Here is a 16,004-nt window from a genome sequence, read left to right on the forward strand (position 1 = left end):
ATAATTATGCGCCATTCACTTTCCAGTTTCAAGCCCGAATAAAAAAAAACCGCAGACTGATGCCTGCGGTTTCTCAATACGGATGACACTATAGTGGTGTTTCAGGCAACAACATGTAATCCGAGAACAGCAAAGATATTTGCCAACACCCCGACGATAATGGCGGCAATTGGGCCAGCAGCCAGTTTCATGACTGGGCGACCACAAATTTCGTTCAGGATGTATAAGCTGACGACGACAAAAATACCGGTGCCGGGCCAGATCTGATTAGCTGCATTGACCCCGCCAACTAATAGTGCAATTTCAAGAATTTGTGTCATGGCGGTACGAATATTGTCACCGGACATCTTTAAGGATGGGAAGCGGTTCATTGCTTTGCCAATTCGGCTCAGGCTGGTAATTTCCACCCCCATAGCGCCAGCGCCGAGGATGCCAGCTACCACCGGGTTTGGGGCAAGATAGCCCAATCCGAGGAACCAGTCACACCAGCCGTTAGTGCCATACACACCACTTATCATTGCGGTAGTAATAATCAGCGGCATAAAAGCAAGTGCCTGGACAATGGCCACAATGGCCGCTGATGTGATTTGCCCTTTGCCGAGCAATGCCGCGGCAATGGGTTCACCTGCAATCCAATGGTAGTGGGCAGTGATGGTGATCAGTGCTGCCATGGGCAATAGATAAATCGCATTTTTCCGAATACGTTTAATATTGTCATCAAATAGGCTGTGCTCAACTTCTTCGCCATGGCGCTTATCGCGAGAGGCAAAAAACAGCAGGCAAATCATGCCAAACAGCATCGCGATCCCTTCAGGACTGAGCGCAACTTCATTGCCGGCAATGGTGACCGGGTTAATGCGCTCAATCACTACGCGGGCCAAGAAGGCAATGATAATGGTGATTAACCCGGCTTTCTTGCCAAATTGATAACCGACGGCAATCGCGGGGAAGGCCACAAATGCATAAATTATGGGATCTCCCACTGATGCTAATGCATCGAGGAAATTTACTGGCAGATAAGCAAAACCTTTAATCAGACCATCCAGTGCAATCGTGACTAATGCACCATAAACCGTACCAATTAATACAGCCAGTTTAGTATTGCTCAGTGATACCCCAATAATATCGGCCGTCAGCAACACAATATGGATAACAATAATCCCGGTTGCCAACGTAATCGGCATTGCAAAGCCGGTGATAAAACCAATGCTGATGGCAAAAGATATACCGGCAAGTTCTTTGCGGCTCATATTGCCGTTCATAAACTCCGGCATTATAGGGCGCAATCCATCGTGATAAACCGCGATAGATTTATTGGCAAGAAAAGTGGCATATCCTCCCATTAACGAGAAAAGGATAATCTTGACTAAATTAAACGATTCCATATCACAATCCCATCAGGACCAATCGGCCCTAGGTTAATTTGTTTATTATTGTTGTTAGCTGTAACGCCAAATCCTTTGGATATAGGCAACAAAGTGACTAAGCGTTATTAATTGACAGCATTATTTGTCGGCCAGTAAAACGGCGCATAAAGCTTTAACTGAGTTTTCAACGCGGTCATTGGTAAACCCAAATGCTTTTTTTCCCTGTTCTATCAATTGACTCACATTCGCTTCTGAAGGTTGAGTCAGCGCATTGGCGATAGTGGCACATTTGTCGCGGCCAATCAGGGCATAGGCCATAGCCAGAGCACCGCCTGCGCCACTTTGGCAAGCACCGACATAATAATCGAAGCTACCATTTTTAACTTTCATGGCAGCATCCATGTCGGTGAATATTTCAGAAGAAACTTTCCCTGCACCATATTTAATTAAACAATCTTGTATTTCATTTTTATTAAGCTGCCCACCAATAGCAATTTTAAGCATTTCCACGTCCCCACTTTGAATATTATTTAAGCAGTCTGTATTTATTCCATTATTTGCTGGCATTAGTTAGTTGATGCCAGAAAGAGTGGCCATTTTGTGGTGCAGGAGCGGCAAAGAACTCACAAACTGTCGCGCCGACATCAGACATTGTTTTGCGGATCCCTAGCTGAATAGGTTTCTGCATTGAGCCTTGGGTGCCCGCATGATAAACCAGCAGCGGGACCTGCTCTCGTGTGTGTTTACTGTGGCCAATTGTCGGGTCATTACCGTGGTCAGCCATCACGACCAGACAATCACCTGCGGACATGGCTGAAATTATTTTGCCTAACATAGGGTCGACCAATTGCAGACGTTCAGCATAACGCTCGACATCTTGCCCATGCCCCGCCAAGTCGGTTTCCTGAATGTTGGTGCAGATAAATGCACTGCCGGCACGTTGAACCTCTTCCAATGTGATATCCAAAATAACTTGGGAATCAACCAATTGTTGGTAATTTCGCCCTGCTGGATTGGCAACAATATCAGCAACTTTACCGACTAAAACCGTTGGAATATTCACTTTCTCCAACTGGCGTGGAACTTGCACATCGGCATCAACACCATAACCGAGATGAATAACTTGAAAGCCGTTATCGTAAACTCCGGATTTTGGGCTATTGATGCCAATATAATGTTGTTGCTTCACTTCAGCAGCGCTGATGATTGCGAGACTGTCCGTCAGTTGCCCACCATAGGCAATCACGCGGTTCACTTCCACACAACCGCGCACTATCCTACCTATTTTTTCTACCTGAGAAAAATCAATGGCGCTTAAATTAGCACAAATATTAAATACTTGACCTAAATCTGCCTCAAGATTATCGCCAATGGCGACGCAGTTATTGACCCATAGAAATTGTAAATTGCTGCTATCACCTGGCGCACTGCGCTCTTCCACCCAATATCCCTGCTGGCGTAATGCATCAGCCACCAGTGATCTTAGGGTGGAAAATGGCATGCTTAAGGGCGAACGGGGCAGGGTACCCATAATTTCCTGATGGCCCATAAACGTATCTCCGCCCTCGTGTTGCAGTAGCGCGACACCAAAATTGGCCTGTGGATTATCTTGCATCACACTGTCATTGAAATCAGGTGAGCCAATATGCAGCGCATTGATTAACCCCAACGTCTCCAGATTTGGTAAACGTAACGTCGGGTAGGTTTGCAAAATGTGGGCGCAGGTATTGGCCTCTTTATCTTGTGGTCGAACGTCACAAACATCAGGCATGGCACCCACGCCAAAACTGTCGATAACCAGCACGATAAACTTACTCATAACCCCTCCTGTCCTCTGGACGTTGGAATGGTATTACCTTGACTATCATAAATACCCAGCAAGGTTGGCTGACCGCAGTGAATCCCAGCGACAAGAGCTACGTCACTGCGTGTGGCAAAAATTTGGGTACGAAAACACATCACAACCGGGCTACCAACAGTGAATGACTCGGTGAGGCTCAGCGTATAGTCGATGCTGTCATTAGCGGGTTTCAATACCTTGCTCATTTGCCATTGTTGGTCATAAACCAGCGCATTACTGAGGTGACCACGCCGATAATATCCGCCGCCATAGCAATAGCTTTTGCCTTGGTGACAATGCGAGATTTCAGTGAGATAGAGCATGGCGACTTGCTCGGGCTGATTGCCATGCTGATTGGACGGCATGGTGCCGGTCAATGAATGCCCCGGCTCGGCATGAGTTACACCAAAGCGAGCCAACTGTGGAAGACTTTCAACTCCCGTGGCCGAAGGGCCATTAACTTGCTCTACCTGTATTCCCTTTTGTTCAAGGATACTTTTTGCCTCAATTAAGGTATTGAGGTTGGGGCTGGGCAATGTTTTTCCTTTTTCATCATCAAACAACATGCAAGGAAAATGTGTGACGCCCACCAGACGAACACCGGATAAGGTTTTTATTTCATTAATAATGGAAGGTAGTTCTTCGAGGGCGAATCCCGCCTCTTGCCCAGGATAAATTAGGTCACTGTGGTGCCAAACTTTTAGTAATAAAGCCTGTTCTGTTTTTTGGCGTAGGGCCGCGGCGGCAATTTCCCGCGCTTTAGCGATGCTGTATACCGTGATCACCTCTGGCCGATGAGCCACAACATCATCCACCATTGCACTGGGGATTTGCACCAAATGTCCGACATGGGCCACTGGTAAGTGATGTTGGTAAAGCTGGCGTGCCTCTTTGAAGTCCACCGCCACGATACCTTGATAACCCCATTCGAGCAGTAGTTTGCAGAGTAGGGGGTTACGGCCAAACTGTTTACTCATCAGATAAAGTGTAATGCCATAACGGGCAGCGGTTTCCAGCAATAAATGGGCATTTTGCTTGACCTGATCGACGTCAATGACATAGCTATCGGGTTTAATTGCACCTTTCTGCCAGAGTAAAAGTGCTGCATCTATAAGTGCTGGATTCTGTTTTTGTAGTGCTTTCAATAGCATATTAAATTTCCAAATAGCGATATTTTATTATTCATTTTTTTGAATATTTAGCTTATGTAAATACAATTAGCTCTCTGCCTGCTGGGCAAGATGCAGGCCATATAGGTTGACGAGTAAATATCCTATTTCGTAATCGGGAACATTAAAGGTAAACAGCGAGAGTAAATCGTTATTAATTTCCCTGATATTGGCATAAATTTCTGCGGCTTCGATTTCTTTTAATATTTCTTCATCAATAGGGGGAATTGCCTGTCCTTGGTTGGCCCGCATCAGCGCATTAGCCATATGCGTTATCAGCATTTCTCCCTGAGGATGGCGAATAGAGAGTTGCCAGTGTTGTTCTAGGCGCTCGAGGACATTAAGCATACCGAGATAAACATCGGAGTTAATAACCTGCGCCTCATAGAGAATTTTTAATCTTGTTTCCATCTATCTTTCCTTGATACTGCTTGTCTTTATCTTCATTTTTATGAATATTTACATCATAGTAACTTATTTCCTTACTGCAAATACTCAACTCACCATTTGGCATAGAGATCACAATATAGTCACATTAATGGAATTGTCTGCTTTATCGCAGAGACAGTGCCCTGTTTTCTACTGCATCAGTGGGGCATTGATAAAGTAGAGATAAAGAAAAAGGCCGCTTTTGCGGCCTTTTAGGTATGACATCATCTGCTGTCAGTTTGAATTATTTCACTTATGCTCAACTGGATGTGCATGTTCTACATCTTCGCTTTTCCGACTGAAACGGCGGCGAACTACCACGAAGAAGACTGGAACAAAGAAGATAGCCAGTACTGTCGCGGTTATCATACCGCCCATAACACCAGTACCAACCGCGTTCTGTGCGCCAGAACCTGCACCGCTACTGATAACTAGCGGTAGAACCCCAAGGATAAAGGCCAGTGAGGTCATCAGGATTGGACGCAGACGCATACGCACGGCTTCCAATGTTGACTCAACCAAGCCTTTGCCTTCTTTGTCCATCAAGTCCTTGGCGAACTCAACAATCAATATGGCGTTCTTGGCCGATAGCCCGATGGTGGTCAATAAGCCGACCTGGAAGTAAACGTCATTTTCCAACCCACGCAGTGTCGCAGCCAGTAACGCACCGACTACACCCAGCGGAACCACCAACATAACAGAGAATGGAATCGACCAGCTTTCATACAACGCAGCCAGACATAAGAAGACCACAATCAGCGAGATGGCATACAGTGCTGGAGCTTGGTTACCAGACAAACGCTCTTGATAGGACATACCCGTCCAGTCATAGCCAATGCCGCTTGGTAATTTAGCCGCTAACTCCTGCATCAGATCCATTGCTTCACCGGTACTTTTACCCGGTGCTGCTTGACCCAAAATTTCCATGGATGGCAAGCCGTTATAACGCTCTAATCGCGGCGAACCATATTCCCATTTCGCGCTGGAGAAGGTAGCAAATGACACCATCTGGCCAGAACTGTTACGGACATACCATTTATCGATATCACCCGGCAACATACGGAATGGGGCATCAGCTTGTACGTAAACTTTCTTCACACGACCGCGGTCGATAAAGTCATTGACATAGCTGCCGCCCATAGCGGAACCCAGAGTGGTATTGATATCAGAAATGGCGACGCCAAGGGCTTGTGCTTTTTCCTGATCAACTTCCACTTTGAACTGCGGTGTATCTTCCAGCCCGTTTGGACGCATTCCCACTAACATATCGGGATGTTGCGCAGCCATACCAAGCAGTTGGTTACGTGCTTCAGTTAATTTCTGATGCCCCAAGTTACCTTGGTCAATTAACTGGAAGTCAAAGCCGGTAGCTGTACCTAATTCTACAATCGCTGGCAAGTTAAAGGCGAAGACCAAACCGTCTTTAATTTGTGAGAAAGCAGCAGAAGCACGGCCCACAATGGCTGGAACTTTGTTTTGCTCACCCGGGCGTTCGTCCCAGTTTTTCAGACTCACGAATGCCAGACCGGTGTTCTGACCTTGACCACTGAAACCGAAGCCGTTAACGGTAAAGACCGAGTTAACCACATCTTTTTCTTTGTCGAGGTAATAATCAGTCACCTGATTCAGTACATTCTGAGTACGTTCTTGGGTTGCCCCCGCAGGCATTTGTACCATGGTCAGGAACACGCCCTGATCTTCTTCTGGTAAGAATGACGAAGGTAAGCGCAGGAACAGCAAGCCCATACCAATCACCAGTGCCAGATAGATCACCAGATAACGGCCGGTGCTGCGCAGGATGTTGGCAACACTGTCGGTATAATGGTGGGTACTGCTCTCAAACATGCGGTTAAACCAACCAAAGAAGCCGGTTTTCGGGCCATGTTCGCCTTTGGCGATAGGTTTCAACATGGTGGCGCACAGTGCTGGTGTCAGAATTAATGCCACCATAACCGAGAGCACCATGGCCGAAACGATAGTGATAGAGAACTGACGATAAATCGCCCCGGTTGCGCCGCCGAAGAAGGCCATCGGGATAAATACCGCAGAAAGTACCAAGGCTATCCCCACCAATGCACCCTGGATCTGCTCCATGGATTTCTTGGTCGCTTCTTTCGGTGGTAGCCCTTCCTCTTGCATGACACGTTCGACGTTCTCGACGACCACGATGGCGTCATCCACCAATAGCCCTATCGCCAACACCATCCCGAACATTGTTAGGGTGTTTATCGAATAGCCAAAGGCAGAAAGGATGGCAAACGTCCCCATCAATACAACCGGTACCGCAATCGTTGGGATCAACGTTGCGCGGAAGTTTTGCAAGAACAGGTACATGACCAAGAACACCAGAATGATAGCTTCTACCAGTGTTTTAACCACTTCGTTAATCGAGATCTTAACGAACGGCGTGGTGTCATACGGATAGACTACTTTCAACCCAGCGGGGAAGAACGGCTGTAATTTTGCCAGTTCAGCTTTAACCGCAGCAGAGGTATTCAGGGCGTTAGCCCCTGTTGCCAACTTAATACCGATACCTGCTGCTGGCTTACCATTATAACGGGCAATGATGTTATAGCTTTCAGCGCCCAGTTCAACAATAGCCACATCTTTCAGACGAACCTGCGAACCATCGGTATTGACTTTCAGCATGATCTGGCTGAATTCTTCCGCATTGGTTAAACGGGTTTGCGCAATAATGGATGAGTTCAGCTCTTGGCCCGGTACGGGTGGTGTTCCACCTAACTGGCCGGCTGCAACCTGATTGTTCTGTACTTTAATGGCGCTAATAACGTCAACAGGTGTCAAACCGAAGTTATTCAGCTTGTGCGGGTCCATCCAAATACGCATCGCATATTGGGAACCGAACAACTGAACGTCACCAACCCCTGTCGTACGGCTGATCGGATCTTTAACGTTTGAACCCACATAGTCTGCAATATCTTCCTGTTTCATCGTACCGTCTTCAGAAATAAAGCCGGCCACCATCAGGAAGCTACTACTAGACTTTTCAACGCTCACACCTTGTTGCTGCACTTCTTGTGGCAACAGTGGCATGGCTAATTGCAGTTTGTTCTGGACCTGAACCTGAGCGATATCCGGGTCAGTGCCTGAGTTAAAGGTCAACGTCAACTGAACGTTACCGGATGAGTCGCTGCTCGAAGACATATACAACAGGTTATCGATACCGTTCATATTCTGTTCGATAACCTGCGTAACTGTATTCTGCACAGTTGTCGCATCGGCGCCAGGGTAGTTGGCGGAGATTGTAATTGCCGGTGGCGCAATGGTCGGATATTGCGCGACAGGTAATTTCATTATCGCCAGGGCGCCCGCCAACATAATTATGATAGCGATAACCCAAGCGAAAATAGGGCGATCTATAAAGAACTTAGCCATGAATTACCGGCTCCTTTTAAGACTTCTTCGCTGTATCAGCTGGGGCTGCTGCTTGCGTCTGCTCAGTAACTTCCTGCACTTTTACCTGCACGCCCGGTCTGATTTTCTGCAAGCCGGAAACAATAAGGCGATCGCCTGCTTTCAACCCTTCGGTAACCAACCATTTATTACCAATAGCTTGATTAGCAACCAGCGTACGCATTTCAACTTTGTCGTCGGCACCAACGACCATTGCTGTTGCCTCACCACGTGGGTTACGGGTCACACCTTGTTGAGGCACTAACAGTGCATCAGGTCTAACACCTTCATCCAGACGGGCTCGGACAAACATCCCTGGCAGTAATGCTTCATTCGGGTTAGGGAAGATGGCACGAATAGTGATTGAACCGGTGGTTTCATCCACGGTCACACCCGAGAATTCCAACGTACCTGTTTCAGAGTACTCAGTCCCGTTTTCCAGCAACAAGCGAACTTTGGCTTTGCCGTTCTCTTGTTTGAGCGTGCCGTCAGCCAGCTCTTTTTTCAGGCGCAAGAATTCATCGCTTGATTGAGTGACATCAACATACATCGGATCAAGCTGCTGAACAGTGGTCAGTGCAACGGTCTGGCCGCTAGTCACCAGTGCGCCTTCAGTGACTGAAGATTTACCTGTACGGCCACTGATTGGTGATGTGACCTGAGTGTATGCCAGATTAATGCGCGCAGTTTCTACTGCGGCTTTTGCAGCGACAACCGCAGCATTGGCTTGCATTGAACTTGACACTGCCTGGTCATATTCTTGCTTACTGATGTAATTGGTGCCCAGTAATGGTTTGTAGCGATTTACTGTCAGACGTGCGATTTCCGCAGCCGCTTGCGCCTTAGCTAAATCACCTTTTGCACTATCATAAGCCGCCTGATAAGTCGCAGGGTCGATTTGATAAAGAGATGTTCCAGCGGTGACATCACTGCCTTCAACATAGTTACGTTTAAGGATAATCCCGCTAACTTGCGGACGAACTTCTGCAACACGGAATGCGGACGTGCGGCCTGGCAATTCGGTCGTGATGTTCAGTGGAGCCGCTTTCAATGTCACAATGCCGACTTCAGGTGCCTGTTGAGCATGGGCTTGCGCCGCATCTTTATCATTACATCCTATAAGTACTAAGCTGCCTGAAAGAACCAGAATTGCAGCCAGAGGCATTACCCCTCTGTTTTTGCTCATAGATAAACCTCAAGTGTCCGATTTTTAATTTAATCCAATGGATCACAAGCTTTAAAACCCATTGCTGCGTAAATTATATGTGCGTGCTATGGTACATACATTCGTGAATGTATGTAAATCGCACCCCCTCGAAAAAACAACGCTATGGCACGAAAAACCAAACAACAAGCCGAAGAGACCCGGCAACAAATTCTAGATGCCGCCGTGCGGGAATTTTCTGCGCACGGTGTTTCCAGCACCTCGCTTACTGATATTGCCGCCGCCGCTGGTGTCACTCGAGGGGCAATTTACTGGCACTTCAAGAATAAGGTAGACCTCTTTAACGAGGTTTGGGAATTATCAGAGTCTAAAATTGATCAGCTCGAATCAGAGTATCAGGTAAAATATCCTGATAATCCACTACGTATTCTGCGCGAAATACTCATCTATGTACTTGTTTCTACGCGTGAGGATTGTCGACGCCGCGCATTGATGGAGATTGTATTCCATAAATGTGAATTTGTTGGTGAGATGACCTCAGTCCATGATGCGCGTAAAGTTCTTGATTTAGCTAGTTATGAGCGAATTGAATCGGTTTTGCAAGGTTGTATTGAAGCAAATCAATTACCCGTCGATCTTGATACTCGCCGTGCTGCGATAATCATGAGAGCCTATATTACAGGTTTGATGGAAAATTGGCTTTTTATGCCAGAAAGTTTTGACATAAAACAAGAGGCCCCTACATTAATTGATGCATATCTGGATATGTTAAGTCACAGCCTTTCATTGCGAAAAGAGATTAATAGCAAGGTATAGGATTAACTGGAGAAGTTTATATGAGCGATAAAACGAATTCACTGGTCGTGATTGCAAGTGGTGCCGCTTATGGTCACGAATCACTATTTAATGCGCTGCGTTTATCCATCGCTTTGAAAGAACAACAAATAGATCTTGATTTACGTCTATTCTTAATGTCAGACGCGGTTATTGCAGGCCTTGATGGGCAGAAACCAAATGAAGGCTATAATTTGCAGCAGATGCTGGAAATACTGACGGCGCAGAATGTTCCGGTGCTGCTCTGTAAAACCTGCGCCAATGCGCGGGGGATTAGTGAGTTGAAATTGGTCGATGGTGTGGAAATTGGCACTTTAGTCGAACTGGCCCAATGGACACTGGCTGCTGAAAAAGTACTGACATTCTGAGTGCTGATGATCGCTGTTTTTTTGATTTATTGAATTAACTGATATTTCTGGCGGTTGCATCCCATCGAGCTGTCATTGCATCACTGCTCGCATTATTGCAGCTATTCATGCTCAGAAATATTTTTCCTATTATGGCCTGAGACTGAACGTGATAGGATCTCAGCTTCTCTGTTGAAATGAAGTTCAAATATGAGCATCAGATTTCACAATCAATATTCTTTACCCTTCTCTTTGCCAATAATGGCGTTAACAGGTGTATTTTTATTACGCCTGAAAGTAATGGTTACTCTGCTTATAATTGCATTTACATTTTCTCCGTCGATCTTTGCTGCGGGAATGAATATTGATGTACCGACCCGCTCAGAAGTGATGAGCCAGTTGGATACATTATCCAAGCAAAAGATATTGTCACCAGCGGAAAAACTATCGCAGCAGGATCTGACTAAGACGCTCGAGTATCTTGATACTATTGAGCGGACTCGGCAGGAAACGGCTCAGCTTAAGCAGCAACTAGCGCAGGCTCCGGCGAAGTTACGTCAGGCGACAGAAGGGCTGGATACACTCAAAAACGATAGCGCAGATACTCTAACTCGCGAGTCGCTGGCCAATTATTCATTACGCCAGTTAGAGTCACGTCTCAACGAAACGCTGGATGATTTACAATCTGCTCAGGAAGATCTCTCCGCCTATAATAGCCAGCTCATTTCTCTGCAAACTCAGCCTGAACGCGTACAGAGTGCGATGTACAATGCATCTATGCGTTTAATGCAGATTCGTAATCAACTCAATGGGTTGACTTCAAATCAAGAGGTTTTACGGCCCACCCAACAGCAAGAGTTATTGACTGAACAAGTCATGTTAAATGCGCAGCTAGATTTGCAGCGTAAAAATCTGGAAGCTAATACGACGTTGCAAGATTTGCTGCAAAAACAGCGCGATTACACCACGGCACACATTAATCAATTAGAGCGCTATGTTCAGCTACTGCAAGAAGTTGTTAGCGGAAAGCGGCTAATCCTATCAGAGAAAACAGCCAAAGAAGCGCAAGCACCCAGTGATGCGACTGATATCCAAAATGATCCTTTAGTCAGTCGTGAATTAGCCATTAATAAAGAATTAAGCCAACGGCTTATTAATGCCACTAAAGAAGGCAATACACTGGTACAGCAGAACATCAGGGTTAAAAACTGGCTCGATCGTGCCCTGCAATCTGAACGTAATTTAAAGGAGCAAATTACCGTATTGCGTGGCAGCTTACTGCTTTCTCGTATTCTGTATCAGCAACAACTCAATTTACCGACTTCTGGCTTGATTACTAATATGGGGCCACGCATTGCTGACCTGCGACTTGAGCAGTTTGAAATTAACCAGCAGCGTGACCAGTTATTCCAAGGCAATGACTATATTCAAACCCTGACGAGTGACAGTAAAGAGAAAGTTAGCCCCGATGTGGAGGATGCCTTAGGGCAAATTGTTGATATTCGGCGTGAATTGCTGGACCAATTAAATAAGCAACTGGGTAACCAACTGACGCTGGCAATTAATCTGCAAATTAACCAACAGCAGCTTTTGAGTGTCAATGAATCACTGCAGCATACATTGACGCAGCAGATTTTTTGGGTCAGCAGTAACAAACCGATGGATTGGTCTTGGTTGAAAGCATTACCAGGGGCGATTAAAGCAGAATTAAGCAGTTTTCATTTTACCCTGTCATGGGATGATGTATTTGCGGGATTACTTAAGTCATTGGTATTCCTGATACCAATGCTGGTTGTGGTCGCAGTCATCCGCTCACGCTATAAAATCATCAATAAGCATTTGGAGCGGCTGGCTGCTGATGTCGGGCAGCTAAAGCACGATAGTCAAATGCACACGCCCAACGCCATTATGCTCACTTTACTGAAAGTGCTGCCGGGGGCCTTGATCATTCTTGGTGTGGGTTACTGGTGTTTCCGCTCAGACTTCAACCTCAGTGATTTATTCTGGAGCTTCTTCCAGCGTCTTGCCCTGTTCTGGCTCGTGTTTGACTTGTCATACCGCATGTTATCGCCCGGGGGCATCACTGAGCGGCACTTTATGATAGCGGCTGACCGATGTGCACATTACCGCCGCCAAATGGTGCGGTTAGGTGCGGCCTTATTACCTGTTATTTTCTGGTCTGTGTTGGGGGCGAAAAGCCCACTTCGTTTGGTCGATGATGTCATTGGGCAGATTGTTATTGTGATTGCTTTGGGGCTGCTGGCCCTATTTGTCTATCCGTTCTGCCGAGATAGTTGGCGTGAGAAAAACTCACATGCAGTACGGTTAGTGATTGTTACCGCAGTAGCGATAACACCGATAATACTGATCGGCTTAATGATCGCTGGGTATTTCTACACAGCATTACAGCTTGCTGGCCGCTGGATTGATAGCCTGTATTTATTATTCTTGTGGAATATTGTTTATCTAACGGCTATTCGCGGCTTGGGGGTTGCAGCACGGCGCTTGGCCTATCGGCGAGCCATTGCGCGGCGACAAAGCCTAGTTAAAGAGGGGGCTGAAGGTGGTGAACCAGTAGAAGAACCGCCACTGGCTTTGGACCAAATTAATCAGCAGTCATTGCGTCTGACTACCATGACACTGTTCGTGATATTCGGTAGCGCCTTTTATGGCATCTGGGCGGATCTGATAACCGTTATTTCCTATCTGGATAGCATCTCTTTATGGCACTACACCTCAACAGTAGCTGGTGCGAGCATCACACAAGCTGTCACATTAGGTAATATGCTAGTGGCAGTGATGGCTCTGGTGGTTGCTTATGTTTTGACACGTAACCTACCTGGTTTACTTGAAGTGGTGGTGCTGTCGCGCCTGCAACTACGTCAGGGGACTTCTTATGCAATCACCACAATCCTGACCTATCTGATTACCGCTATTGGGGTCATTACCGCACTTGGTTCACTCGGTGTCTCGTGGGATAAGTTGCAATGGTTGGTTGCGGCACTCTCCGTCGGTTTGGGGTTTGGTTTGCAGGAAATCTTCGCCAACTTTGTTTCGGGTTTAATTATCCTCTTTGAACGTCCTGTTCGTATCGGCGATACAATCACTATTGGGACTTTCTCGGGTAATGTCAGCAAGATACGTATACGTGCAACAACTATTACTGATTTTGACCGCAAAGAAGTCATTATTCCAAACAAAGCCTTTGTTACCGAGCGGCTGATTAACTGGTCACTGTCAGACACTGTTACCCGGATTATTATTAAAGTCGGGGTGGCATATGGCTCTGATTTGACAAAAGTAAAAGACATATTGCTGCAAGCGGCCCATGAAAATCCACGGGTAATGTCTGATCCGGAACCTCATGCATTCTTCCTGAACTTTGGTGCCAGTACCCTTGATCATGAGTTGCGAGTGTATGTGCGTGAATTACGAGATCGAAGCTATACGGTGGACGAATTAAACCGGGCGATTGATAAACTATGTCGTGAGAACGACATTAATATCGCGTTTAATCAGTTGGAAGTGTATCTGCACAAAGCGGATGGAACAGAAGTTCAAGAAGTTAATCGTCCTTTTGAAACCAAAGAGTTACCTTCAACTCAGGCTAAAATTGGAAATGCCAAACCTGGTTTACCAGATATCAATAAACCACTCGCTTAAGATACTCTGCTGGGAAAGCATGGAATGAGGGATGGCGACCAACCACACTGCATTTCGTAAAACGAACGCTATACAACAAGGCGATACCTGAATGTATCGCCTTGGTTAAACATCATGACTAATCCGAAGTCTGGCGGCGGAGCTTACGCTGATAATCAAGTTGCACGATCGCTAATGCCGCCAATGCTGTTTCTGGCGCTATCTCATTGCATTCCAGCAAGTAGATAAGATCTACTGCCAGTTGCAGTTCTGGTGAAGCTTTTTCAACTGACATAATGTGGCCAACATTTGATTTTCAGTTAATTGGGAAAGTCGGGGAACACCGCTACTGTGAGTTTTCACCTGACTTGATTTCAATCTCTATACCTAATTAGTTGCAATATGTAGGACGGATCTACTGGGTGAGCCTCTGGAGAGGCCTCATTAGCCCTGATGAGCTTACATAAGTAAGTCATTCTGGCGATTGAAACAACCGACATACCTGCAACCTGAAGGACAATAGATTTAAACATTATAGAAAACTATTCGATGTCGAAACCCTAATGATTCAAAAAATGTGACAAATATTCAAAAACCGTTCTCTTTCCTTTCAATGCTGCGCTCAATTTTTATTAATGCCTGCCGACAACGCATTAAACGTCCCTCTAGTGCGGCAAGTTCTTTTTGTATTTTTTGCTGTTCACTTAATAGACTTTGCTTACCGAGCAGGCTCTCTCTATCTTGGATCATCGCCAGTATTCTTCGTTCATAATCTTGGTGTTCAGCCAGTTTATGGTAAGGGTCCGACTTGCTTTCACGAGGTTCAGGATTAGATTTTCTCAATTTCTGCGTCGCTAACTCTCTTTGTAATGCGGATATCTGCGCTACCAATTTCTCAGCCAAAAAGGCGACCTGTTGTGTACGATTCTCTGCCACGACTTGCTTTAGTTGTGCCATATTCTTATGCACTTCTAATAGATAATCGCGAAAACGATTACCATGATTACTGAATAAATTCAGATCAAAACGGGCTTGCTGGGATGGAGTATTGGCTTGTGGGCCAACCTGCGTAGACAATGCTTCAATTTGGCTTTCAAGCACCTGTAATAATTTTTCTGTACTCATGGCGCTTCTCCTGAAGGTTTCTCGCCAGCTTGCCCTCGAAAAGGGGGGGTGACAAGCAAGGACGAGTAAATATATGTATCGTGTTAATAATGCCAAGAATATCTATTGATGATGCTCAACGCATGCGCTAATGATAGAGCGGCATATTTTGATGAATATTATAAAGGGAGTTTATGTCTCGTTGGTTGTTAATTGCCTTGGGTTGGGTGGCGGTGGTTTTAGCAACCTTAGGTGTTGTGCTGCCTCTTCTGCCCACTACGCCATTTTTACTATTGGCTGCATGGTGTTTTGCGCGTTCATCGCCCCGCTTTCATCATTGGCTACTGTATCGTTCGTGGTTCGGCAGCTACATACGCACTTGGCAACAACATAAAGCGTTGCCACCAGGTGTTAAATGGAAAGCAATAATGGTGACCTTACTCACTTTTGCTATTTCGCTATGGTTAGTGAAAATTTGGTGGGTCAGAGTCATCTTGCTCGTTATATTAACGTTATTGCTGACTTTCATGTTGCGCATGCCAGTTATTGACCTATCGCAACAAAAAAAGCCCTGAGCAGCTTACACCAGTTGCATTTTAGTATCAGTTTGCATAGATTTGAGCGTTTTCGTGCGCGGGGTAATCCCACGTTGCGTCCTTAGGGTTAAGGATGCAGTAATTTACTCTATTCAGG

Annotated in this window: 13 protein-coding genes; 4 read left to right on the forward strand and 9 right to left on the reverse strand. The window is 46.0% G+C overall.

What is annotated here, in order from left to right; genetic code table 11:
* Positions 1–101: 101 nt before the first annotated feature.
* The 7 genes from HUZ92_RS10945 to acrA all read right to left on the reverse strand — a co-directional run bounded on the left by HUZ92_RS10945 (position 102) and on the right by acrA (position 9,405).
* Positions 102–1,385: a YhfT family protein gene (locus HUZ92_RS10945; RefSeq protein WP_050099117.1), complete on the reverse strand. Its 1,284-nt coding sequence runs from the start codon at positions 1,383–1,385 to the stop codon at positions 102–104.
* Positions 1,386–1,505: 120 nt separating this feature from the next.
* Complete coding sequence (locus tag HUZ92_RS10950) at positions 1,506–1,871, reverse strand: DUF2620 domain-containing protein (protein WP_050099116.1); 366 nt, start codon at positions 1,869–1,871, stop codon at positions 1,506–1,508.
* Between the two features lie 49 nt (positions 1,872–1,920).
* Positions 1,921–3,186 (reverse strand): phosphopentomutase, encoded by a 1,266-nt coding sequence (locus HUZ92_RS10955; RefSeq protein ID WP_050099115.1) that lies wholly within the window; start codon positions 3,184–3,186, stop codon positions 1,921–1,923.
* The gene (locus tag HUZ92_RS10960) at positions 3,183–4,358 is read right to left on the reverse strand and encodes a YhfX family PLP-dependent enzyme (protein ID WP_050296026.1); all 1,176 of its coding nucleotides are present in this window, start codon (positions 4,356–4,358) and stop codon (positions 3,183–3,185) included. Before HUZ92_RS10960 ends, HUZ92_RS10955 begins: the two co-directional genes overlap by 4 nt.
* Positions 4,359–4,424: 66 nt before the next feature.
* Positions 4,425–4,787, reverse strand: a complete 363-nt coding sequence (locus tag HUZ92_RS10965; RefSeq protein WP_050099112.1) for a PRD domain-containing protein — start codon at positions 4,785–4,787, stop codon at positions 4,425–4,427.
* Positions 4,788–5,054: 267 nt separating this feature from the next.
* A complete protein-coding gene (gene acrB, locus HUZ92_RS10970) occupies positions 5,055–8,201 on the reverse strand; it encodes an efflux RND transporter permease AcrB (protein ID WP_050296025.1) in 3,147 nt (1,048 codons plus the stop codon).
* A 16-nt stretch (positions 8,202–8,217) separates the two neighbouring features.
* Complete coding sequence (gene acrA, locus HUZ92_RS10975; RefSeq protein ID WP_050099108.1) at positions 8,218–9,405, reverse strand: efflux RND transporter adaptor subunit AcrA; 1,188 nt, start codon at positions 9,403–9,405, stop codon at positions 8,218–8,220.
* A 144-nt stretch (positions 9,406–9,549) separates the two neighbouring features.
* On the opposite strand from acrA, the gene acrR reads away from it, so the two are divergent.
* From acrR to mscK, 3 genes are all read left to right on the forward strand, one after another.
* Positions 9,550–10,200, forward strand: a complete 651-nt coding sequence (gene acrR, locus HUZ92_RS10980) for a multidrug efflux transporter transcriptional repressor AcrR (RefSeq protein ID WP_050099106.1) — start codon at positions 9,550–9,552, stop codon at positions 10,198–10,200.
* A 20-nt stretch (positions 10,201–10,220) separates the two neighbouring features.
* A complete protein-coding gene (locus tag HUZ92_RS10985) occupies positions 10,221–10,586 on the forward strand; it encodes a DsrE/DsrF/TusD sulfur relay family protein (protein WP_050099104.1) in 366 nt (121 codons plus the stop codon).
* A 189-nt stretch (positions 10,587–10,775) separates the two neighbouring features.
* Positions 10,776–14,228 (forward strand): mechanosensitive channel MscK, encoded by a 3,453-nt coding sequence (gene mscK / locus HUZ92_RS10990; protein WP_050099103.1) that lies wholly within the window; start codon positions 10,776–10,778, stop codon positions 14,226–14,228.
* Between the two features lie 118 nt (positions 14,229–14,346).
* Here the strand turns inward: mscK and rsmS are convergent, their stop codons facing one another.
* Positions 14,347–14,502, reverse strand: a complete 156-nt coding sequence (gene rsmS / locus HUZ92_RS10995; RefSeq protein WP_050099102.1) for a pleiotropic regulatory protein RsmS — start codon at positions 14,500–14,502, stop codon at positions 14,347–14,349.
* A 293-nt stretch (positions 14,503–14,795) separates the two neighbouring features.
* Complete coding sequence (gene priC, locus HUZ92_RS11000) at positions 14,796–15,332, reverse strand: primosomal replication protein PriC (RefSeq protein ID WP_050099101.1); 537 nt, start codon at positions 15,330–15,332, stop codon at positions 14,796–14,798.
* Positions 15,333–15,505: 173 nt separating this feature from the next.
* Between priC and HUZ92_RS11005 the strand changes: the two genes are divergently transcribed.
* Positions 15,506–15,886: a DUF454 family protein gene (locus tag HUZ92_RS11005; protein ID WP_050099100.1), complete on the forward strand. Its 381-nt coding sequence runs from the start codon at positions 15,506–15,508 to the stop codon at positions 15,884–15,886.
* Positions 15,887–16,004: the final 118 nt, after the last annotated feature.

Source organism: Yersinia vastinensis, assembly GCF_902726565.1.
Taxonomy (GTDB): Bacteria; Pseudomonadota; Gammaproteobacteria; order Enterobacterales; family Enterobacteriaceae; genus Yersinia; species Yersinia vastinensis.

What these genes read in the sequence shown, in the direction of transcription:
- HUZ92_RS10945 (WP_050099117.1), bottom strand. Translation starts at nt 1,385, where the DNA reads ATGGAATCGTTTAATTTAGTCAAGATTATCCTTTTCTCGTTAATGGGA.
- HUZ92_RS10950 (WP_050099116.1), bottom strand. Translation starts at nt 1,871, where the DNA reads ATGCTTAAAATTGCTATTGGTGGGCAGCTTAATAAAAATGAAATACAA.
- HUZ92_RS10955 (WP_050099115.1), bottom strand. Translation starts at nt 3,186, where the DNA reads ATGAGTAAGTTTATCGTGCTGGTTATCGACAGTTTTGGCGTGGGTGCC.
- HUZ92_RS10960 (WP_050296026.1), bottom strand. Translation starts at nt 4,358, where the DNA reads ATGCTATTGAAAGCACTACAAAAACAGAATCCAGCACTTATAGATGCA.
- HUZ92_RS10965 (WP_050099112.1), bottom strand. Translation starts at nt 4,787, where the DNA reads ATGGAAACAAGATTAAAAATTCTCTATGAGGCGCAGGTTATTAACTCC.
- acrB (WP_050296025.1), bottom strand. Translation starts at nt 8,201, where the DNA reads ATGGCTAAGTTCTTTATAGATCGCCCTATTTTCGCTTGGGTTATCGCT.
- acrA (WP_050099108.1), bottom strand. Translation starts at nt 9,405, where the DNA reads ATGAGCAAAAACAGAGGGGTAATGCCTCTGGCTGCAATTCTGGTTCTT.
- acrR (WP_050099106.1), top strand. Translation starts at nt 9,550, where the DNA reads ATGGCACGAAAAACCAAACAACAAGCCGAAGAGACCCGGCAACAAATT.
- HUZ92_RS10985 (WP_050099104.1), top strand. Translation starts at nt 10,221, where the DNA reads ATGAGCGATAAAACGAATTCACTGGTCGTGATTGCAAGTGGTGCCGCT.
- mscK (WP_050099103.1), top strand. Translation starts at nt 10,776, where the DNA reads ATGAGCATCAGATTTCACAATCAATATTCTTTACCCTTCTCTTTGCCA.
- rsmS (WP_050099102.1), bottom strand. Translation starts at nt 14,502, where the DNA reads ATGTCAGTTGAAAAAGCTTCACCAGAACTGCAACTGGCAGTAGATCTT.
- priC (WP_050099101.1), bottom strand. Translation starts at nt 15,332, where the DNA reads ATGAGTACAGAAAAATTATTACAGGTGCTTGAAAGCCAAATTGAAGCA.
- HUZ92_RS11005 (WP_050099100.1), top strand. Translation starts at nt 15,506, where the DNA reads ATGTCTCGTTGGTTGTTAATTGCCTTGGGTTGGGTGGCGGTGGTTTTA.